The organism is Thermoanaerobacterium butyriciformans, from assembly GCF_017874545.1.
Classification (GTDB): domain Bacteria; phylum Bacillota; class Thermoanaerobacteria; order Thermoanaerobacterales; family Thermoanaerobacteraceae; genus Thermoanaerobacterium; species Thermoanaerobacterium butyriciformans.
The window spans coordinates 1-20,614 of the sequence record NZ_JAGGLT010000042.1; the positions used below are offsets into that span (position 1 = coordinate 1).

Genomic DNA, 20,614 nt, shown 5'->3' on the forward strand with positions numbered 1-20,614 from the left:
TATTTTTATCGCAAAATCATTGTTATTTTTTGTATCTAATATCTAATTTATGTCATTGTATGCTGCTGGAAATTAGTTTCCGAAATCACTCAATATTAAATCAATTTAGTTTTCAGGCTTCGGGCTCTTCAACTATAAATCCTGGCATGAATAAAAATATTATGATTATTATAAATATTATCCATATCCAGCTTCCGCCAAAGCGTGATCTACCTGTATCCTTAGGCATTTTGGCTCCCCCTTTCGAGTTAGATAAATGTTAGATCTTTAAGATCCGATACATAATATGTAAAGTCAATTATTTTTGTGATACTTTAGATATTAAATACTCTTCTTTAAATCATGACCACCCGTAAAACACATAAAGCCGGACACACTAATTTCTGGTGGTGTACTTGTCAATATGTGTACATAATCTGGCATAAGATGTACTTTTATAATTTGCACTCTTTTATAGTTGCATAATTGTTTTAAATATATCTATGCTTTCTTTGTATTGACTATAAATTATTTTTCGTCTATTAAGCACTGCATTTAACATTGCAATTTAAGAACCATTTACATATGCACAATCAGATAATTGAAAAAATGTGCTAAATACATAACCAAAGATAATATTGAAAATAGAGTAAGCGATGTACTTGAAAAAATCATGAAAGAAATAATATGACAGTGGGTGGTTTCTAACACTTGTTTAAAAAATGTTTGTTGACATACTAAATATGAGATGATTTTATGCGCTCAATGTAGAAAGGTGCAATAAACTTTGGATCTGTAAGTATTCCGATAAAACTTTATACCGCAATAGAAGACTACACGATACATTTTAGACAACTTCATAAAGACTGTAAGTCGCCAATAAAATGCAAAAAAACATGCCCTGTATGTAACATGCTTGTTTCTGATGGCGAAATAGTAGGACAATACGAATATGAACCTGGTAAATTTGTAATTATAGATGATAAAAATTTTAGATATAATATACCTATGTCAACAGTTAAAAGCATTGACATTGTAGATTTTATCGACATAGGACAGATAGATCATATATATTGCGATAAAACATATTTTATATGGCCAGAAGACATTGGAACTAAGTCATATTCTTTTGAGAGATTCAATGAAAGCCACAAACCGTCTTGCGATAGCAAAGGTTATAATAAGGTCAAAGCAGGACCTTACATGTGTAAGAGTATATAGAGCTCCTTCTTTCATTTAATTTAAGCATAATGTCAGGCCTGAAGAATACAGATTGGAATTAAGCATCCATAAAAACACATTGAAAAGAATAATTTAAATTTGATGTAACAATATACATGAATTGTTACTTTTTAAGATATAGTAAAATTTATTTCCCTTTTATTGATATAATACGACAAAAAAACAAAAATTCCTTCAAAACCATAAGTCTTTTAAATCTAATTTCAAAATGCTTTAATGAAAAAACTCCCCTAACACCAATATTATAAGTTAGGGGTAGTTCAATTTCATAACTGAACAGTTGAATACAATTCGTCTTTTTGGTCTTGATTTATACCAATATAGCGAAGCGTTATGCTTTGGGAACTGTGGTTAAAAGTATCCATTATTAAACCAATATTGTATTTTGACATTTGATATGTCCAATATCCCCATGTTTTTCTTAAACTATGTGTACCAAAATTTTCTATGCCAATGATATTTGCTGCTTCTTTTAAAACACGATACACCTGGACACGGCTAAGATGCCCGCCTTTCTGGCTAAAGAAAAGATAGCTGTCATCTGAAAGATTCTGACTGCTAACATATGAAATAATAGCCTTACGCAATGTCGTATTTAATTTAATCTTTTTTTCCTTACTTGTTTTCTTTTCTTTTAAAACAAGATATTCACGAAATTGCCCATTACTATTAAAAATATCTTTCACTCTTAAAGAGATAATGTCACTAATTCTTAAACCTGTATTTATACCAAATTTAAAAAGTAGAGCATACTTAGGGTTATATCCATTAAGATACTGATACATCTGTTTAATTTTATTTTTGTCTCTAATAGGTTCAACTGTCATTATAGCACTCCCTTATGTAGCATTTTCATTAATATTTTAAAAAATGATACATAGAAATTCAAGTGTATTTTTATCCAATGGAGTATATTTTTATCTTTGAATGCCAGAAATTAGACGTCTTTTAAACTAATAGAAGTAACAATTCATGTATATTGTTACATTTATTCAGACAAGTAAAATGCTTTAAAGGGGAATTTTATATTACGTACATTAAATTTTTTTGGGGGGATTTATAAAATGTTGTTTACCGCTTTTGATATTGAAGAAGCTATAACAAAGGCTAAAGACTTTTATAAATGTGATGAAAAAAATTTGAAAATACAAACCATAAAAAACCCATATCGCAGGTTTTGGGGTTTGATAAATAAACCAGGAGAATTTAACATTGAATATATAGAACCTAAACAAAAAAAAGAAATTAAAAAAAAAGAGGATGGAAAAGTACAGATATTATCAGGTAAAATACAGGTAACAGATCCTTCACCTGAAGGAAAATATGCTTTAATTATAGCTGATGATCCAAATATTGAAGTATACATTAACGGTAAAATGACAACTGGCATTGCTATTGTTACGGAAAAAGACCGTATAGATTTAAAAGCTAAAAGCATTGCTCCTTCTACCGAAATAAAGGTTGATATATCCAGTGACAAACTCAAAGCAACCTTAACTGTAGAAAAAAAGGCAGGGAGAAAGTATTTTGTCAAAGATACTAAATCTGAAAACTCGATATATATACGATCAGAATATGAAGAAATTCCTGCTCCAAATGTTACAGTTGAACAGTGTATATCAGAGCTTATAAAAGCAAATGTAAAAATGAAATTTATTAATATTCAGGCTATCTACGACCTTGTAAATTCGCCAAGCGGTGGTAGTTCAGTTGTAGCAGAAGGAATAGCACCTGTACATGGGATAAACAGTAAAATAAAATACTTATTCCACAACAGTAATTACCATAATCCAGCTTTTGAAACAAACGAAAAAGTCGATTTATTAAACCATACCATAATACCTACTGTAAACATTGGTGAAGTATTGGCTATAAAAACTATGCCTGCTATGCCAGGCACTGATGGCGAATCAGTAACAGGCGAAATCATTAAGGCACATCAAGGCAAAGATTTACCACTTAAAGCCGGTAGCGGAACTGTTTTACTGGAAAACAATACAAAAATTGTCGCCATCGCTTCTGGAAGACCTATATTGAGAAATGGAATTGTAAGTGTTGTGCCTGTCTTAACCATACCGCATGACGTTGATGTAAAAACAGGGAATGTCTATTTTGACGGAGATATAGTTATTAAAGGCAACATTATGAACAATATGCGAGTTGAATCAAAAGGAAATATTATTATCTATGGTAATGTAAATCATGCAAATATTACTGCCAACTACAATATTGAAGTTTACGGTAATATAATTGGAAGTACAGTACGAGCAGGAATAAGTGTAATCAATTACTTAGGTATTTTACCTAAAATGGAACAGATACATGCTATATTAAAAGAATTATATGATAAATTTAGTGCTGCAAAGCCAGCAAAGTATTCGCAAATAAGCAACCAATTAATACAAATTATAAATAGTAGAAGTGAAAAATTAAAGAAACACATTGACGATATTAAGAATTTATCTGCAATCTTGGCAGACGAAGATGTTAAAAAAGTAAGTTTAATTTTAAATAAGATCCAAACACTTCTCTTACATATAAACACAGATCTTATTAATAATATTGATCAAATACATACAGTCGAAGAAGATGTAAACAACTTTATCACTGAAATGGAAAACATATATGATAAACAGGCAAATATTATTTTTCACTATTCTCAAAACTCTTTAATTCAAGCTAATGGCAATATTCTCGTAAAAGGTCAAGGATGTTATCAAACCAGGTTGATTGCCAGAAACGCTATTGTATTCCAGCAACCGTCGAGTCTAGTTAGAGGTGGAATATTGATTGCAGGCAAAAACATAAAAATGGGAATTGTCGGTTCTCCATCTGGTATTGCCACATATTGTAAGGTATTAGATAAAAATGGCAAAATTAGTGCTGTGCATTATTATGATAATACGACACTTAATATAAATAATAACCTAAAAAAAGTCGAGCATGGTTTCACATCACCAGATTACATAGAAAACATAATGCAAGGGAGTCAAATTGATGAAAAAATACAAACATAAAAAAAGCAAATGCTTTAACTCCAAATACAAAAAATTTCTACTTCCAAGCTGCATAGTAAAAATATTTTATAATATTTTACACATAGTTCAATTAAGTATTATTTTATTGCTACATTTATTGCTAAATCTCAAAGACACATATACTGCAGCCCACTGTATACGTGTTATGAGGCTTGCCGTTAGTTTCGCAGAGTACAATAACTATACCTTTACTCAAATAAAGATTTTGAAATATTCCGCTTTGCTCCATGATATTGGAAAACTTTTGATTCCCAAAAAAATTCTGGCCAAAAACAAAAAACTGACACACGAAGAGTACGCCATTATTAAAAAGCACTCGTATTATGGATACATTATTACTAAATACATTGTTGGAAAAAATATCGAAGCTGAAGTCATTAAACATCATCATGAAAGAGTTGATGGCAAAGGATATCCTGATGGCTTGAAAGGTAATAAAATTAATGATTTAAGTAAATTACTTTCGATATGCGATGCCTTTGATGCAATGACAAGTACCCGTTCTTATAGAAAAAAGCTAAGTTTTGAAGATGCCCTTATTGAACTGCAGGCAAATGCTGAAAATCAGTTTGACAAAAATATTCTAAATAAATTTATTTATTTTGTCAATTCAAAATCAAATAGTTGTATAACAAAAAAAATTAAGCCAGAATAAATCTGACTTAATTTGTTCAAATCTTATTTATCTGCTCTAAAATCATAAATGTAGGACTTAAATCATCACCATAAGGCAACAGCTCTTCACTAATTGTTCTTTTACCCTTTCCCTTTAAACCTTTTTCTTATTGGCTCCTCTGAACAATTCGAATAGCCTCGTCTGGAGGCAAAGGCTTGCTGAAATAATAACCTTGAATTTCGTCACTCTGCAATGGCAACTTTGAGTTTGTCCATAAAAACATCACGACGTGGCAGGTTGGTTAAAGTGTCATAAAATGCCATGTACTTTAACTTGCTCTCCATTCGCTTCCGTTCAGTGATATCCGTGTGCGACCCTGCCATTCTTATAGCTCTACCGTTTTCATCCCATAATGCCTTTCCTCTACTTAAAATCCATATATACTTACCATCCTTTGTTTTTACCCTATATTCGCATGAATAAAATGGTGACTTTTTATCGAGATGCTTATGTAAATTATTGATAACTGTTTTAACATCTCTTGGATGAATAAATTTAGCCCATGTTTTACAATAGTTATTCACTACTTCCTTATCAAAACCAATGATATCCTTCCATCTCTCGGATATGTATGCCGTATCTGTTACCATATCCCAATCCCATAGTCCATCGCTTGCTCCTTCAACTACCAGTTTGTAGCGTTCCCCACTTTTTTTCAACTCATCCTTTTGCCTTTGTATTTCAATTAAGTTCTGTCTCAGTTCTTCTTCTTGGTCTGTATGGATTTACACCAAATATTGTAGCCATAGTTTCAAACCTACTATATGGATTTTGTTTTTCACCTAATATCATACTTGGTCTGAAACTATGGTTTCAATTTTTAAATTATTTTTTACTGATGCATTTGATATATGACTTTTTTTTTCGAAATCTCATGGTTTTATTTTGTGACATACATCCACAACAATAATAACTCCTATTCTATAGTCTTTTTATAATCTTCATTGCTTATTTTATCTACTTCTTCAACATATCCAGAATTATAATCATCGTAATCATCGTCATAATTATCAAGACCTGCTTTAGTTTTATTATATCTCGCCACGGCTTGATATGAATCCTCCGCATCAAATTGATTTTCATCTTTTGAATCCATGTAGCCCCATCCAAAAGGATACTTTATTGTTCTTTCTTCGTTTGGTCTTGAAAATCTAAGATCACTTAATTTTAAATCATTGTTTTTTGCACAATCTGCACATAAGGGTGTATATGGTAATGCTTCCAGTCTATCTAATTCTATTTCTTTATGGCAATGATTGCATATGCCGTATTGTCCTTTTACCATTCTTAAAAGTGCATCATCAATTTGCCTTAACACATGCTGTTCATTGTCTTTTAATGCATAGTTTTTCTCTATTTCATAAACTTCCGATCCAATGTCTGCTGGATGATTGTCTGCCAATGATAATTCTTGATAATATTCCCTTTCTGCCATCCTGCCAGTACCATCGTTATCATCCATTTCATTTAACGTATGCAATATATTGTTTTTTTCTTCAATAAGTTTTTTCCTGAAATATTCTAATTTTTCATTATCCACACTGTATCACATACCCTTCTATCACAAATTTTGCTGAACAATTTTTACTATATGGGCAATAATATTTCCAATAACAGGCAAATTTAATAAAACAGCCCTCTGCAATATATAAATCACTATAGCTCCAAGAAGTGTAAAGCCAATCGCCATACCAAAGCCCCGCGCGAGTCCACCTACAAAATTAAGCCATAAGAGTCTATAAGGGCTCTGCATCAATTCCACATAGTCGGCTATCTTCATTTTTTCCATCATCTCTGACATTTTGTCAATTTGTTTTTTTATCTCAACCAATAACCTATTATCCAAGCCCAATTCCTCCTGTAATTTATTTTCTCTTTTTTATACAAAGTTTATTAATAATTTATTGTTTTTTCTGATGGAATATGATTAAATTATGTAATAGATAGATGTATTAATTAATAATTATTATATAAGCAAGAAATTCAATTTTTTAAAAAATGAGGCGAATTGTATGAAAAAGAAAAGAAATAAAGATCTTTTTAATCCTTTTTATAATAGAACTTGGCATAGATATGTTGCACTCACAATCGTTATCGTTATGATAGTGGCATTAATAGCAGCATTTAGCTTACCAATGTTAAATTTTTAAAGTGCGTTTTAAACGCACTTTAATCAATATTGTCAATTACTTCTAATATTTCATCTACATGACCATCTACTTTTACTTTTCGGAATATCTTTTTTACAATTCCCTTTTTGTCTATTATAAACGTAGATCTTTCTATTCCCATTTTTTTCTTTCCATACATATTCTTTTCTTTATAAACACCATATTCTGTTGAAACTTTAGCATCAGGATCGCTTAAAAGTATAAATGGCAAGTTAAATTTCTCAATAAATTTTTTATGAGATTCTATATCATCCAAGCTTACACCTAAAATAACCGCCTCTTTATTTTCAACTGTATTTATATTATCTCTAAATTGACAAGCTTCTTTTGTACAACCAGGTGTGTTGTCTTTCGGATAAAAATACAAAACTACTTTTTTACCTTTAAAATCACTTAATGATACATCATTGCCATCACTTGATTTGAGTGTAAAGTCAGGAGCCTCTTTTTCCAATTCTATCATTTGATTTCCTCCTTCGATAATTATTTTCTTTTAATATTTCTTATCTTTATTATAACTCATTTATTATATTAATCAATGCTTTTTTTACATAAGTAAGAAAGAAAGAGGCGTAATGCCTCATTTCATATAGCTTCTTTAATTGAATATATAAATTTTTTCACATTATCATATATTTCTTCTTTGCTTCTTGAATCATTTATCATTTTCACAATTGCACTACCAACTATTATTCCATCACAGTAAGGTGCAAATCTTTTTGCCATGTCAGGTCCAGAGATACCAAAACCTATAGCTTTAGGCATATTTGTATATTCCGATACAATTCTCATATATTCTTTAATATCTGTTTCAATAGAATTTCTTATTCCTGTAACACCTTTTGTAGAGACACAATATACAAAACCCTTTCCACTTTCACAAATATTCTTAATTCTCTCCTTTGAAGTTGGTGCAACTAATGGTATTAAATAAATACCGTATTTTTCGGAAATTTCTTTAATATCTTTTCTTTCTTCTAATGGCAAATCAGGTATTATAAGTCCGTCGATGCCTGATTCTTTAGCTTCATTTACAAATCTTTCAATGCCATATTTAAAGATTGAATTATAATACACAAGGTAGACAAGTGGTATTTCACTTTTTTGTCTTATTTTTTTAACAGCATCCATTATATTATCAATTTTCGTGCCATTTTTTAATGCTCTTGTAGATGAAGCTTGTATTATTGGTCCATCTGCCAGCGGATCAGAGTACGGAATCCCTATTTCAATGATGTCAGCTCCTCCTTCTTCCATTTTAAACACCAATTCGACGGTTACATCTAGACTAGGATCGCCTGCAGTAATAAAGGGAATCATAGCCTTAAGGCCTTTTTGCTTTAACTCGTAAAATTTCTTGTCTATTCTATTCATACTGACAACTGCGTTAATTTCATTATTCAATGTGCTCATAATTCCACCCCCAAAACATTTGCAACTGTATTTACGTCTTTGTCGCCTCTTCCAGACAAGTTTACAATAATAATATTATCTTTACTTAGTTTCGATGCTAGTTTCATGGCATAAGCAACAGCATGAGCACTTTCAAGAGCAGGTATAATTCCTTCTATTTGTGATAAATCCATAAAAGCTGATAATGCTTCTTCATCAGTTGCATAAACATATTGTGCTCTACCGCTATCTTTTAAATAGGAGTGTTCCGGTCCAACACCTGGATAATCAAGCCCTGCAGATATCGAATAAACCGGCATTATCTGACCGTCATCATCCTGCAGCAGATACGTCATCATTCCGTGAAGTACACCAATGCTTCCCTTTGCCATAGTGGCAGCATGTTTATCAGTATCTATCCCAAGACCTGCTGCCTCGACACCTATAAGTTTTACTGATGAATCATTTATAAAAGGGTAAAATATTCCCATAGAATTGCTGCCACCGCCAACACATGCAACAATATAATCAGGCAACCTATTTTCTTTGCTAATGATTTGTTCTCTTGCCTCATCACCTATGATTCTCTGAAAATCTCTAACCATCATTGGATATGGATGTGGTCCCACGACAGATCCCATTACGTAAAATGTATCATCAATGTTTGTAACCCAATTGCGTATTGCCTCGTTTACGGCATCTTTCAAAGTCCCAGTTCCGGTTTTGACCGGCGTGACTTTTGCGCCAAGCAATTTCATTCTAAAAACATTTAATGATTGCCTCTTTATATCTTCTTCACCCATAAAGATTTCACATTCCATATCAAACATTGCAGCACCTGTTGCAGTTGCTACACCGTGCTGTCCTGCTCCAGTCTCAGCTATAACTTTCTTTTTACCCATTCTTCTGGCTAATAGAATCTGCCCTAGTACATTGTTTATCTTGTGAGCCCCTGTGTGATTTAAATCTTCTCTTTTTAAATAAATTTTTGCACCGCCTAGTCTTTTTGACAAATTTTCCGCATAGTACAGAGGCGTCGGCCTTCCAGAATATTCCTTTAAATAATATTTATAGTCGTTAATGAAATTTTCATCTTTCATTGCTTTGTAAAATTCGTTTTCAAGTTCAATTAAAGCACTCATGATTGTCTCTGGCACGTACTGTCCCCCAAATTTACCAAATCTCCCTATCATAGTACACTCCTCACTTTATAAATAATCTCTTTCATCAAATCATAGTCTTTAAAACCATCTATTTCAACGCCACTAGATACATCCACAATATCCGGTTTTAACATATTTATAGCCATTAAAACATTATTTGCATCTATACCACCAGCTAATATAAACGTACAATTCATATTTGCATCTTTTATTAAATTCCAATCAAAACTCTTTCCTGAGCCTCCATAAAAACCTTCTATTTTGCTGTCTAAAAGTATGCCATCAACATGATAACTTTCTATTTTCGAAATATCCTTCTTTTCACTAATTCGAATAGCCTTCCATACAAGATAGTCCTTGAAATTGTCTATATATTCTTGAGTTTCATCGCCGTGAAATTGCAAAACATCAAGTTTGAGAAAATTTGCTATATATCTTACTTCAGAAATTTTTTCATTGACAAATACTCCAACCTTTTTTATGTCTCTGTCAAGATTTTCTATTAAATCATGTGCCGTTTTTATATCTACTTTACGTTTGCTATCGGCAAATACAAATCCTGCATAATCGGGTTTTAGCATATTTAGGTATTCTACATCTTCCATGCGCCTTATTCCGCATATCTTTATCAGTGCCATTATTAAACACCCTTTGAACTCATTATAAAATCTTTAATTTCTTTATTTTTGTCAACCATGTTCATAAAAGTCTCACCAATTAAAACAGCATTTACTCCTAACGATTGCAGATACTTCACATCTTCTGAAGATTTAATACCACTTTCTGATACCAATACAATATCATTCGGTACGTATTTAATTAACCTTTCAGTTGTGTTTAAATCAACATGAAAATCCTTTAAATCTCTATTGTTTATGCCTAAAATTTCAACATCTGCCTTTAATGCGATATCAAGTTCATATTCATCATGGACTTCTACAATAGCATCTAGACCAAGTTCTTTAGCTATATTGTAAAATCTACTGAGGTTACTACCTAGAATAGCTACTATCAACAAAACAGCATCTGCACCTATAAGCTTACTTTCATATATCTGATACTCATCAAATATAAAATCTTTTCTGAGTATCGGCTTTGATGTAATATTTTTTACGTCATTTATAAATCTATTATCACCCTTGAAATAGTTTTTTTCTGTAAGAACCGAAATTGCATCGACACCGGCTTCCTCGTATAATTCTGCAATTTTCTTATGATCAAAATTTTTTATAATCACACCTCGCGATGGGGAAGCATTTTTTATTTCCCCTATAATAGATATGCGATCTTTACATAAAGCTTCTTTAAAATTCCTTAAATTCACATCGTTAATTTTGTCTAATATCTCTTCTAATGGTTTTTCGATCTTTTCCAACTCCAATTGAGATCTTTTCTTTGAAACAATATCGTCAAGTATCATTGTAAATACACCTTCTGATAACTTAATATTTCATTTAATTTACCTAATGCAGCACCTGAGTCAATCAAATGCTCTGCCAATAATACTCCTTCTTTTATATTGTCAACGGCTTTGCCGACATAAAGCGCTGCTGCACTATTTAATACTACAATATCTCTCTTAGGTCCTTTTTGCCCCTCTAAAATATCTAAAATGATTTTTGCATTTTCTTTAGAATCGCCACCGTTTATATCAGTATCTTTAGACAAGTTGATACCATAGTCATGGGGATCTATCGTATAGTCTATAACTGTACCGTTTTTTACCTCAGAAACAGTTGTAGTAGTCGTCGTAGTTATTTCATCAAGCCCGTCATTTCCATAAACAACTAATGCTCTTTCACATCCTAATTTTAATAAGACTTCTGCAAGTACATGTGTCAACTTCTTGTCATAGACTCCAAGGACTTGCCCTTTGGCAGAAGCAGGATTTGTCAACGGCCCTAATATATTAAATACCGTTCTTAAACCAAGCTCTCTCCTTATTGGTGCGACATTCTTCATTGCTGAATGATATTTAGGAGCATAAAGGAATCCAAAACCTACATCATCAATAAACTTCTTCGTAATTTCCGGTTCCAAATCAATTTTCACTCCAAGTTCACTTAATACATCAGCACTTCCGCTTTTGCTGGATACTGCTCTATTGCCATGCTTTGCTATTTTTACACCTGCAGATGAAGTAATTATTGCAACTGCTGTGGATATGTTAAATGTCCTTCCGCCATCACCACCAGTACCGCAAGTATCAATAACGTAAGGAGAATCAAGCTTTAACTTTACTGCATTTCCTATCATGGATTTAGCAGAACCCGTTATTTCATCAACTGTTTCACCTTTCATTCTAAGACCAATTAGATAGCCTCCTATGAGAGCTGAGCTAGATTCACCTTTCATGATTGAGTCCATAGCACTTTTGGCTTCTGATTCTGTCAAATTTTCCCCCATGACAATTTTTTCAATGGCTTCCTTTAACATTGCAAATCCCCTCCACATAATTTTTTAATATTGATTTGCCTTTTTCAGTTAATATCGATTCAGGGTGAAATTGCAGTCCATAAACCGGGAATTTCTTGTGTCTTATTCCCATTATCGTCCCGTCTTCAGCCTCAGCAGTTATTTCAAGCTCATCCGTCAATGAATCTTTATCAATTATAAGCGAATGATATCTCATGGCTCTAATAGGGTTTTTTATGCCATTAAATAATCCTTGCCCATTGTGAGTTACAATAGATGTTTTTCCATGCTTGATGATATTTGATTTGATTATTTTAGCTCCATAAGCATAACCTATCGCTTGATGTCCAAGGCAAATTCCCAATATCGGTATCTTATCACTAATTTTTTTAATCACATCAATGCAAATTCCAGCATTTTCTGGCCTTCCAGGTCCAGGTGACAAAACAATACCATCAGGTTTCATTAAAATTATGTCAGATACTTCTATTTGATCATTTCGCAAAACTTTAATATCGGGATAAATTTCTCCTATAAATTGGTAAAGGTTGTAGGTAAATGAATCGTAGTTATCAATTAACAGCAGCATTATAGCACCTCCTTCAGTGCCATCGCTTTATTTAAAGTTTCATAATATTCTGATTCAGGGTTTGAATCATATACAATGCCGCATCCTGCTTGAATAAAAGCCATACCATTCTTTAAAAGCAGTGTCCTTATAGCTATGCACATGTCCATATTACCATTAAATGAAAAATATCCAACTGCTCCAGCATAAAACGATCTGCTTACATTCTCAAGCTCATCGATTATTTCCATAGCTCTTATTTTAGGCGCTCCAGAGACTGTTCCTGCCGGCAAACATGCAATAAGTGCATCAAATGCCGTAAGGCCTTTTTTTAAAATACCTGAAACTTTTGATACAATATGCATTACATGGGAGTAAAAATCTACCTCCATAAATCTATCCAGCTTTACACTGCCAAACTCACTGACTTTACCTATGTCATTTCTCCCAAGATCCACCAGCATAACGTGTTCTGCTCTTTCCTTCTCATCATTTAAAAGTTCTTCCTTTAGCTTTAAATCCTCTTCCTCACATTTTCCTCTTTTTCTAGTACCAGCAATTGGATTCGTAGTAACTTTATCGCCAAACACTGATATAAGGCTCTCCGGTGAAGAACCAATTAATTGAAAATCTTCAAAGTCTATATAGAACATATATGGTGACGGATTTGTAGATCTTAATCGTCTATATATATCAAAAGGATTCGATTTGGTTTTAATCTTCAATCTTTGAGATGGAACAACCTGAAATATATCACCATTCCTTATATATTCCTTTGCTTTTTCAACAATATTGCAGAATTCCTCCAAGGTAAAATTAGATTCCACACTAACTACATCAGATTTAGGAGGAAGTTCATGACTTCTTACATTGTTTTTTATATTTTCAATCATAAGATTTAGCTTTTTTTCTATTGAATCATAAGTTTCATCATCATCTGAAAATACATTGTAAATGACAGATACCGTATGTTTAAAGTGATCATAGCAAATAAATTCTTTATAAAACATAAAATATGCGTCTGGTATTCCTATTTCGTCAATATTTTTACTAGGCAAATTCTCATATTGTCTTATAATATCATACCCTGCATAACCAAGTGCACCGCCTGTAAACGGCAGCTTAAGGCTGTTTCTGTCATAATCTTGTTCGATATTTTCTTTTATATAGTCAAGGACCTTCCCATGTTTTATTGTACGCTGCTCTTTTTCAATTTCGATTAAGTTGCCATGGCTTTTTATCTTTAAATATGGATCTGAACCAATAAATGAGTATCTTCCCCATTCTTTTCCACTCTCTGCACTTTCAAGCAAAAATTTGTTTTTCCCTTTTAAATTGTAAAAAATACTGACAGGTGTCAATTCATCGCCATTTATCTCAACATAAATTGGGAAAACGACTTTTTTATCCTTTAGCTCAGCAAATTCTTCTCTGCTTAAATTCAACATATACCCACCTCCTCAATAAAATTTGGTAATAAAAAAAGCCACTCCATCCAATGGGACGAAGTGACTCCGTGGTGCCACCCAAATTATTTCATACTTATGTGGTTTAAAAAAGCATCTCATCCACTAAGGACGAAATGCTTAAATTTCGCTATGCCACCTAAGTACAAAATATCTCTTTCAGGTACAGATTTCTCGATACCCTGTCATTTTAACGGTAGACTACCGGGTAATGCTACTTTTAGTTCACACACCATCTCACAGGCCCATTCAATAACGCCGTCAGTACCTGGCTCTCACCATCCCAGGCTCGCTTTGACTTAAAGCGATATTTACTATTCCTGCTCATCGACTTTGCCAACTTAAATTAATTTAATTATATAACGTGTTGAATTGTATGTCAATAGGTTTTATCTTGTCTCAAAAAAATTTAAATATAAGTTACTCAACATAATACATATTACTGTGATATATATTTATTCATCTTCTCATCTATTGTTACTCCATCTGGCTTATAATCTATTTTTACAATAGAGATAACCCTTTTTGCGCCTTCCTTTACACATATGTCTTGCGCTTTCTTTACAATATCTAAAAGAATGTCAATATCACCTTCCATAGTAGTCTCCATGGGACTTACAAAATACTTAACACCCGTTGACTTTATGTAGTCAATAACTTTATCTACAACAGGATAAATCATTTCTTCTTCAACAACAGGTAATACTTGCAAACTTACATTTACTACATTCATCTTCATATCTCCTTAATCATGTTTATCATTTCTTTTACAATATTGCTGGATACTATAGAAGCTTTTTTGACAAATAGATTAAAATCACTTGTAGCATTTCCATCCGCATTGTCGGAAATGCTTCTTATTATAACAAATGGTATATCGTTAAGATATGCAGTATGAGCAATTGCGGCACCTTCCATCTCTACTGCATATGCACTAAATTGTTGTCCCAACCTTCTCGCTTCCTCTTTCGATGACACAAATCTATCACCTGATACAATCCTTCCAACATAAGTTCTTCCATCTATATTGTCATTGGCTGCTTTAAGCGCTATGTCAATCAGATTTTTGTCTGCTTTAAATACGCTAGTCTTCATACGGGGTATAACTCCTAATTCATCGCCAAATGCTGTCGTGTCAAAATCATGTTCTATCGCATCAGATGATATGACTATGTCCCCTACGTTTATTCCGCTTTTTATCCCTCCAGCAACACCAGTATTTATTATACAGTTAACATTAAATTCAGATATCAATATTTGAGCCGCAATAGCTGCATTTACTTTTCCTATACCTGATCTGACTAACACTGTATTTAATCCATTTAGCTGCCCTTTATAAAAAATCATGTCTGCACGATTTATAATTTCTTCATTGCTGATAAATTGTTTAAGTATATCAATCTCTTCTTCCATAGCACCGATAAGCCCTATCTTATTCACTTACAAATTCTCCTTTCATATTTTAATTAAAAAAGGGAGATATCTCCCTTTTAAATATGTGAAGCACACCTTGCGCAAATCGTTGGATGTTCCTTATCTGTTCCTACTGTTTCACTGTACATCCAGCATCTTTCACATTTTTCGCCCGGCGCATGGCTAATTTTAATTGCTAGATTATAATCTTCACTTCTATATGAATTATCAGGTATTTTGTCGTCCTCATTATGAAGAACTGTATTCGATACGATAAATACCGTATTAAGTTCTTCATCAAACTGCTTTAAAAATTCGTACAAATCGCTTGATGCATATATATCAACCTGTGCTTCTAATGAGTGACCTATTTCTTTATTGGCACGTGATATCTCTAAAGCTTTTGATACATCTTTTCTTATGTCAAATAATTTGTTCCACTTTTCGACTATTTCTTTATTATCATATGCATCATTAGGCTGTGGCCAATCAGCTAATTGGACACTCTCGTAATTATTGTTTGCATCATGTTTCATATAGCTCCATATCTCATCTGCTGTAAATGTTAATACTGGTGCTATGATTCGTACAAAACCGTCTAATATTGTATATAACGTCGTCTGAGCTGCTCGCCTTTCTTTAGATGCAGCAGGAAATGTATAAAGCCTGTCCTTTAGTATGTCAAGATACAAGTTGCTCATATCTACAATGCAGAACGTGTGAACAAGATGCAAAAAATCGTAGAATTCATATCTATCAAAGGACGACGTTACATCCTTAATAAGCTCATTGAACTTGTATAGGGCCCATTTGTCTATATCAAGAAGCTCTTCATACGGCAAAGCGTCTTTATCAGCATCAAAATCGTATAAATTGCTTAAAAGGAACTTAGCTGTATTCCTTATCTTCCTGTATGATTCCGTCATCTGTTTCAAGATTTCTTTTGATATTCTCATGTCAGAAGTAAAATCAGCAGAAACAGCCCATAATCTCAATATATCTGCTCCATATTCTTTTACTACATCAGCAGGATCTATGCCGTTTCCAAGAGATTTTGACATCTTGTGTCCTTCGCCGTCTACGACAAATCCATGTGTCAACACGTTTTTATATGGTGCCATTCCTCTTGTAGCAACAGATGTCAAAAGCGATGACTGGAACCATCCCCTATGCTGGTCAGAACCCTCAAGGTACAAATCTGCAGGCCACCTAAGACCTTCAGTAGTTTCTAAAACTGCCACATGACTTGAGCCAGAATCAAACCAAACATCCATTATATCTGTTTCTTTTCTAAACTCTGTAGAAGCACATTCACATTTTGTACCCTTCGGCAATATTTCTTCTGCTGTGTATTCATACCAAGCATCAGAGCCTTTTTCACTAAACAATTTTTTAACTGCATTTATTGTATCATCATTAATCAATTCTTTACCACAATGTTTACAATAGAAAATCGGAATCGGGACACCCCATATCCTCTGCCTCGAGATACACCAGTCATGTCTATCCTTAACCATATTTGTAATCCTGTCTTCGCCCCATTCAGGAATCCAGTTTACTTCTCTTATTGCATTTAAAGCTTCATCTCTAAACCCATCAACAGAAGCAAACCATTGCTCTGTAGCACGGAATATAACAGGATTTTTGCATCTCCAACAATGTGGATACGAGTGAGTTAATGTTTTTGACGCTAATAAAGCATCAACTTTTTCCAAATCCTCTTTTATTACTTTATTGGCATCAGCATAGAATAATCCCTTGTATTTCCCAGCTTTTTCTGTAAATCGGCCTTTATCGTCAACAGGATTCAAAACATCAAGACCATATTTCTGTCCAACTATAAAGTCTTCTTCACCATGGCCTGGTGCAGTATGAACACATCCTGTACCAGCTTCTAATGTTACATGATCACCTAATATAATAAGCGAACTTCTGTCAAATAAAGGATGTTTAGCTCTCATTCCTTCTAAATCTTTGCCCTTAAATGTCGCAATTACCTCACGATTCTCAAGGCCTGTTTCCCTTTCTATATCATCAAGCATGTCTTTCGCCATTATGTAGATTTCTTTTCCATATTTAGCTAGCGCATAATCAAATTCCGGATTTAAACATATAGCAAGGTTGGCTGGTATAGTCCAAGTTGTCGTAGTCCAGATTACAAAATACAAGTTATTTAGGTCATCAACAATTCCTTTGAACTTCCCAAGATCATCAGTTACTCTAAATTTAACATAGATAGAATCTGAAGTCTCATCTGAGTATTCTATTTCAGCTTCTGCTAAAGCTGTTTCACAGTCAGTACACCAATACACAGGCTTTAATCCTTTGTAGATGTACCCTTTTTTAGCCATTTCACCAAATACTTCTATCTGCTTTGCTTCATATTCTGGTTTTAATGTCAGATAAGGGTTTTGCCAGTCACCTCTGACTCCTAACCTTATAAACTGTGATTTCTGCTTCTCAATTTGTGAAAAAGCAAAATCACGACAAACTTTTCTGAATTCAACAGGGCCTACCTCGTTCCTTTTTATTCCCAATGTTTTTATTGCCTGCTGTTCAATTGGCAAACCGTGGGTGTCCCAACCTGGCACATATGGTGCATCAAAGCCTCTCATCGTCTTATATTTTACAATCATATCTTTTAAAACTTTATTCATGGCTGTTCCAAGATGTATATCCCCGTTGGCATATGGCGGTCCGTCATGAAGAATAAATTTTTCCTTCCCCTTATTTTTATTTAATGATTTATGATATATATCCATATCATCCCATTTTTTTAATATCTCCGGCTCTCTCAAAGGCAGATTCGCCTTCATTGGAAAATCTGTCTTAGGCAAATTTAATGTTTTGTTGTAATCCATCAGTATACCTCCTATTAATTAAATAAAAAACATTAAAAAACAAAAACCTCTCACCCACAGGGACGAGAAGTCGCGGTACCACCCTCATTATTAAGGCTTAAATGCCTTAATCACTCATTGAATAACGGGTATATCCCGGCTTAGCTTACTAAAAATTTCAGCCAGCAGCTTCGAGGTGATATATGTCAAATAAACTTATTGGCTTACACCAACCGCCAACTCTCTTAAAAGTTTAATTTGCATAAATTGTCCTCAGCATCGCTTTTCACATTTTAAATAATTATACAATAATTAGAAAAGCACGTCAACATCTTAAATAGTAATAGCTGATTTCACTTTGACACCTTCAATACTTCCAAGCTTCCCAGTCAAAGCTCCAATATCATCTGTCGTTCCATCGACAATAAGAGATATAATAGACACATTTCTTTCTTTATAAGGAACACCCATTCTTCCAACAATTATATTGGCATACTCGCTTAAAATATGATTTACTTTCTCAGATGTTAGTTCTCTGTTTTGAACTAATATACCGATTACAGCAATCCTATTCCTCATCGTTTTTCTCATATTGCTCCTCGCCAAAAAATTCTCTATCATCAATAGATAATACCGCTTCTAGCTCCCCCTCAAGAAGAGTTTTAAATTTTGCCTTAAAAACATTAAGCTTTCTTCTTTGATTTTCAAGCTCTGCCCTTATTCTTACAACCTCTTGATTCGCTTTTTGCATAATCTTTTCCGCTTCCTGTTGAGCTTGTTGTATGATTAAATCCGCTTCTTTTTTGGCATTTAATTTCAAATCCTCTGCAGATTTTTGTGCTACAACTAAAGTATTATTTAGTGTCTTTTCTATCTCAGTATAATTTTGCAATTTATCATTCAAGATGTTGACCCTATCCTTTAAATCTGAATTTTCTTTATAAAGCAATTCGTAATCTTCCATAACCTTATCAAGGAACTCGTCAACTTCATTTTCATTATATCCTCTAAATGACCGTTTAAATTCTTTATTATGTATGTCCATAGGTGTTAACATGTCACACACTCCCTCTATTTCTCTTGTTATATGTATCTTAAAATATGAACATAAATCCTACCTTTTTTAGTTGTACCAAGAATTTTTTCAAACTTGATCCTTCCATGACCCCTTAAAGATATAATATCTCCCTCTTTTATTTCAAAAGAAGGTTCTAGTTTTGTTTCCCAATTAACTTCGGCCAAACCAGCTTTTATCAATTCAGATGCTTTCGTCCTGGATAATTTAAACCCTGAAGCAATAATACTATCTAATCTGATAGATGCAACAGTTGTATTTATATCATCGTATTTTACTTCCGGCTCCATGATTTCATCCAAATTTATTGAGTATACATTAACCCTCTCTTTGCCAATCTTATGTAAATTTATCAAGATATAACTGACTATATCATTATGAACAACAATATCACAACTCTCTTGTCTTTTTATTATATCGCCAACTTTATCTCTTTTTATACCTAATCCAAGGATGGAACCTAACACATCTCTATGAGATAATCTCGACAAATCACCGTTTATCCTAATTGCACTTATCGGTGCTTTGTACGCGTCTACTGCGCCTTTAAATTTTGGATATATATGTGCTATCTTTCTTTCGGCTGCATCAAATCCACCAATAAACCTACAATTTATATCGTCAAATTGTGTCATCAACTTTAGCAGTATTTTTTGATCCTTCATGCTTAAAAAATCGGTATATCTACCGCGTTTATTTTTCTGAACCCATTTTGCTATATCTTCTAGCCTTGCTATACTGTAATCCATATCTTCACCTTTTAAAACTTATTAATTCATATTAATGAAACTATATTAATTATAATTGGCCTTATAATATACTGTATAACCAACATCGCTAATATTGGTGAAAAATCTATCATCATACTTCGTCCAATCGATGATTTAAATTGTAGCCTTCTAAACGGATCTAATATAGGCTCTGTAACTGTAATCACAAATCGCGATATAGGATTACTCATATTTTCCATTCTTAACAAAGATAGTACCACTCTTATTAAGATGAGCCAATTTACAATTTCAAAAAAGTAATTTAGTGTTAACACCAATGCATAATTTGTTGTCAAATCATACCCTCCTTATTTACTATGAAAACTTATTATATAAGTAGCTAAAAAAGCGCAGACTTCCCCTAGAGCTTTTAAAATAGACTTTAAAGGAAATTAATGGATATATT

At 33.0% G+C, this 20,614-nt stretch carries 22 protein-coding genes, 2 pseudogenes and 2 other annotated features; of the genes and pseudogenes, 4 read left to right on the forward strand and 20 right to left on the reverse strand.

Annotation, left to right across the window (positions count from 1 at the left end; translation table 11 throughout):
• Window positions 1-345: 345 nt before the first annotated feature.
• A pseudogene (locus J2Z80_RS15060) lies at window positions 346-520 on the reverse strand (transposase); the annotation flags it as partial.
• A 299-nt stretch (window positions 521-819) separates the two neighbouring features.
• Between J2Z80_RS15060 and J2Z80_RS13950 the strand changes: the two are divergent.
• On the forward strand, window positions 820-1,200 hold the full coding sequence (locus J2Z80_RS13950; RefSeq protein ID WP_349292612.1) for a Ku protein: 381 nt from the start codon (window positions 820-822) through the stop codon (window positions 1,198-1,200).
• Window positions 1,201-1,487: 287 nt separating this feature from the next.
• Here the strand turns inward: J2Z80_RS13950 and J2Z80_RS13955 are convergent, their stop codons facing one another.
• On the reverse strand, window positions 1,488-2,048 hold the full coding sequence (locus J2Z80_RS13955) for a tyrosine-type recombinase/integrase (RefSeq protein ID WP_015311486.1): 561 nt from the start codon (window positions 2,046-2,048) through the stop codon (window positions 1,488-1,490).
• A gap of 237 nt (window positions 2,049-2,285) precedes the next feature.
• Here J2Z80_RS13955 and J2Z80_RS13960 point away from each other — a divergent pair, with 237 nt between their 5' ends.
• The gene (locus tag J2Z80_RS13960) at window positions 2,286-4,238 is read left to right on the forward strand and encodes a flagellar assembly protein A (protein WP_209454928.1); all 1,953 of its coding nucleotides are present in this window, start codon (window positions 2,286-2,288) and stop codon (window positions 4,236-4,238) included.
• The gene (locus J2Z80_RS13965) at window positions 4,219-4,914 is read left to right on the forward strand and encodes an HD-GYP domain-containing protein (RefSeq protein WP_209454929.1); all 696 of its coding nucleotides are present in this window, start codon (window positions 4,219-4,221) and stop codon (window positions 4,912-4,914) included. Before J2Z80_RS13960 ends, J2Z80_RS13965 begins: the two co-directional genes overlap by 20 nt.
• A gap of 206 nt (window positions 4,915-5,120) precedes the next feature.
• On the opposite strand, the pseudogene J2Z80_RS13970 reads toward J2Z80_RS13965, so the two are convergent.
• The 3 genes and pseudogenes from J2Z80_RS13970 to J2Z80_RS13980 all read right to left on the reverse strand — a co-directional run.
• A pseudogene (locus J2Z80_RS13970) lies at window positions 5,121-5,648 on the reverse strand (PAS domain-containing protein); the annotation flags it as partial.
• A 203-nt stretch (window positions 5,649-5,851) separates the two neighbouring features.
• The gene (locus J2Z80_RS13975; protein WP_209454930.1) at window positions 5,852-6,475 is read right to left on the reverse strand and encodes a TraR/DksA C4-type zinc finger protein; all 624 of its coding nucleotides are present in this window, start codon (window positions 6,473-6,475) and stop codon (window positions 5,852-5,854) included.
• 21 nt (window positions 6,476-6,496) lie between these two features.
• Window positions 6,497-6,736 (reverse strand): DUF5665 domain-containing protein, encoded by a 240-nt coding sequence (locus tag J2Z80_RS13980; RefSeq protein ID WP_349292613.1) that lies wholly within the window; start codon window positions 6,734-6,736, stop codon window positions 6,497-6,499.
• Between the two features lie 211 nt (window positions 6,737-6,947).
• On the opposite strand from J2Z80_RS13980, the gene J2Z80_RS13985 reads away from it, so the two are divergent.
• Window positions 6,948-7,085 carry a hypothetical protein gene (locus tag J2Z80_RS13985; RefSeq protein WP_209454932.1) on the forward strand — a complete coding sequence of 46 codons (138 nt, stop codon included), beginning with the start codon at window positions 6,948-6,950 and terminating at the stop codon, window positions 7,083-7,085.
• Between the two features lie 19 nt (window positions 7,086-7,104).
• Here J2Z80_RS13985 and bcp read toward each other — a convergent pair whose 3' ends face one another.
• From bcp to J2Z80_RS14060, 15 genes are all read right to left on the reverse strand, one after another.
• The gene (gene bcp / locus J2Z80_RS13990; protein ID WP_209454933.1) at window positions 7,105-7,569 is read right to left on the reverse strand and encodes a thioredoxin-dependent thiol peroxidase; all 465 of its coding nucleotides are present in this window, start codon (window positions 7,567-7,569) and stop codon (window positions 7,105-7,107) included.
• 122 nt (window positions 7,570-7,691) lie between these two features.
• The gene (gene trpA, locus J2Z80_RS13995) at window positions 7,692-8,480 is read right to left on the reverse strand and encodes a tryptophan synthase subunit alpha (protein ID WP_209454946.1); all 789 of its coding nucleotides are present in this window, start codon (window positions 8,478-8,480) and stop codon (window positions 7,692-7,694) included.
• 35 nt (window positions 8,481-8,515) lie between these two features.
• Window positions 8,516-9,691: a tryptophan synthase subunit beta gene (gene trpB, locus J2Z80_RS14000; protein WP_209454934.1), complete on the reverse strand. Its 1,176-nt coding sequence runs from the start codon at window positions 9,689-9,691 to the stop codon at window positions 8,516-8,518.
• Window positions 9,688-10,299, reverse strand: a complete 612-nt coding sequence (locus J2Z80_RS14005; RefSeq protein WP_209454935.1) for a phosphoribosylanthranilate isomerase — start codon at window positions 10,297-10,299, stop codon at window positions 9,688-9,690. The genes trpB and J2Z80_RS14005 overlap by 4 nt, the downstream gene beginning before the upstream one ends.
• A 2-nt stretch (window positions 10,300-10,301) precedes the next feature.
• On the reverse strand, window positions 10,302-11,081 hold the full coding sequence (trpC, locus tag J2Z80_RS14010; RefSeq protein WP_209454936.1) for an indole-3-glycerol phosphate synthase TrpC: 780 nt from the start codon (window positions 11,079-11,081) through the stop codon (window positions 10,302-10,304).
• Window positions 11,078-12,097, reverse strand: coding sequence for an anthranilate phosphoribosyltransferase (gene trpD / locus J2Z80_RS14015; RefSeq protein WP_209454937.1), 1,020 nt, complete (start codon window positions 12,095-12,097; stop codon window positions 11,078-11,080). Before trpD ends, trpC begins: the two co-directional genes overlap by 4 nt.
• Window positions 12,078-12,665 carry an anthranilate synthase component II gene (locus tag J2Z80_RS14020; RefSeq protein ID WP_209454938.1) on the reverse strand — a complete coding sequence of 196 codons (588 nt, stop codon included), beginning with the start codon at window positions 12,663-12,665 and terminating at the stop codon, window positions 12,078-12,080. The genes trpD and J2Z80_RS14020 overlap by 20 nt, the downstream gene beginning before the upstream one ends.
• Complete coding sequence (gene trpE / locus J2Z80_RS14025; RefSeq protein ID WP_209454939.1) at window positions 12,665-14,092, reverse strand: anthranilate synthase component I; 1,428 nt, start codon at window positions 14,090-14,092, stop codon at window positions 12,665-12,667. The genes J2Z80_RS14020 and trpE overlap by 1 nt, the downstream gene beginning before the upstream one ends.
• A gap of 48 nt (window positions 14,093-14,140) precedes the next feature.
• Window positions 14,141-14,447: a binding site (T-box leader), on the reverse strand.
• Window positions 14,448-14,549: 102 nt separating this feature from the next.
• Complete coding sequence (locus J2Z80_RS14030; RefSeq protein WP_209454940.1) at window positions 14,550-14,843, reverse strand: thiamine-binding protein; 294 nt, start codon at window positions 14,841-14,843, stop codon at window positions 14,550-14,552.
• 2 nt (window positions 14,844-14,845) lie between these two features.
• Entirely contained in the window at window positions 14,846-15,550 is a 705-nt protein-coding gene (locus J2Z80_RS14035) for a 5'-methylthioadenosine/adenosylhomocysteine nucleosidase (RefSeq protein ID WP_209454941.1), read from the reverse strand.
• A gap of 50 nt (window positions 15,551-15,600) precedes the next feature.
• Entirely contained in the window at window positions 15,601-18,384 is a 2,784-nt protein-coding gene (gene ileS / locus J2Z80_RS14040) for an isoleucine--tRNA ligase (protein WP_209454942.1), read from the reverse strand.
• A 55-nt stretch (window positions 18,385-18,439) separates the two neighbouring features.
• Window positions 18,440-18,652: a binding site (T-box leader), on the reverse strand.
• Between the two features lie 44 nt (window positions 18,653-18,696).
• The gene (locus tag J2Z80_RS14045; protein ID WP_209454947.1) at window positions 18,697-18,942 is read right to left on the reverse strand and encodes a TM1266 family iron-only hydrogenase system putative regulator; all 246 of its coding nucleotides are present in this window, start codon (window positions 18,940-18,942) and stop codon (window positions 18,697-18,699) included.
• On the reverse strand, window positions 18,932-19,420 hold the full coding sequence (locus tag J2Z80_RS14050; RefSeq protein ID WP_209454943.1) for a DivIVA domain-containing protein: 489 nt from the start codon (window positions 19,418-19,420) through the stop codon (window positions 18,932-18,934). The genes J2Z80_RS14045 and J2Z80_RS14050 overlap by 11 nt, the downstream gene beginning before the upstream one ends.
• A 26-nt stretch (window positions 19,421-19,446) precedes the next feature.
• On the reverse strand, window positions 19,447-20,187 hold the full coding sequence (locus tag J2Z80_RS14055; protein WP_209454944.1) for a YlmH family RNA-binding protein: 741 nt from the start codon (window positions 20,185-20,187) through the stop codon (window positions 19,447-19,449).
• 26 nt (window positions 20,188-20,213) lie between these two features.
• The gene (locus tag J2Z80_RS14060; protein WP_209454945.1) at window positions 20,214-20,504 is read right to left on the reverse strand and encodes a YggT family protein; all 291 of its coding nucleotides are present in this window, start codon (window positions 20,502-20,504) and stop codon (window positions 20,214-20,216) included.
• Between the last annotated feature and the right edge of the window lie 110 nt (window positions 20,505-20,614).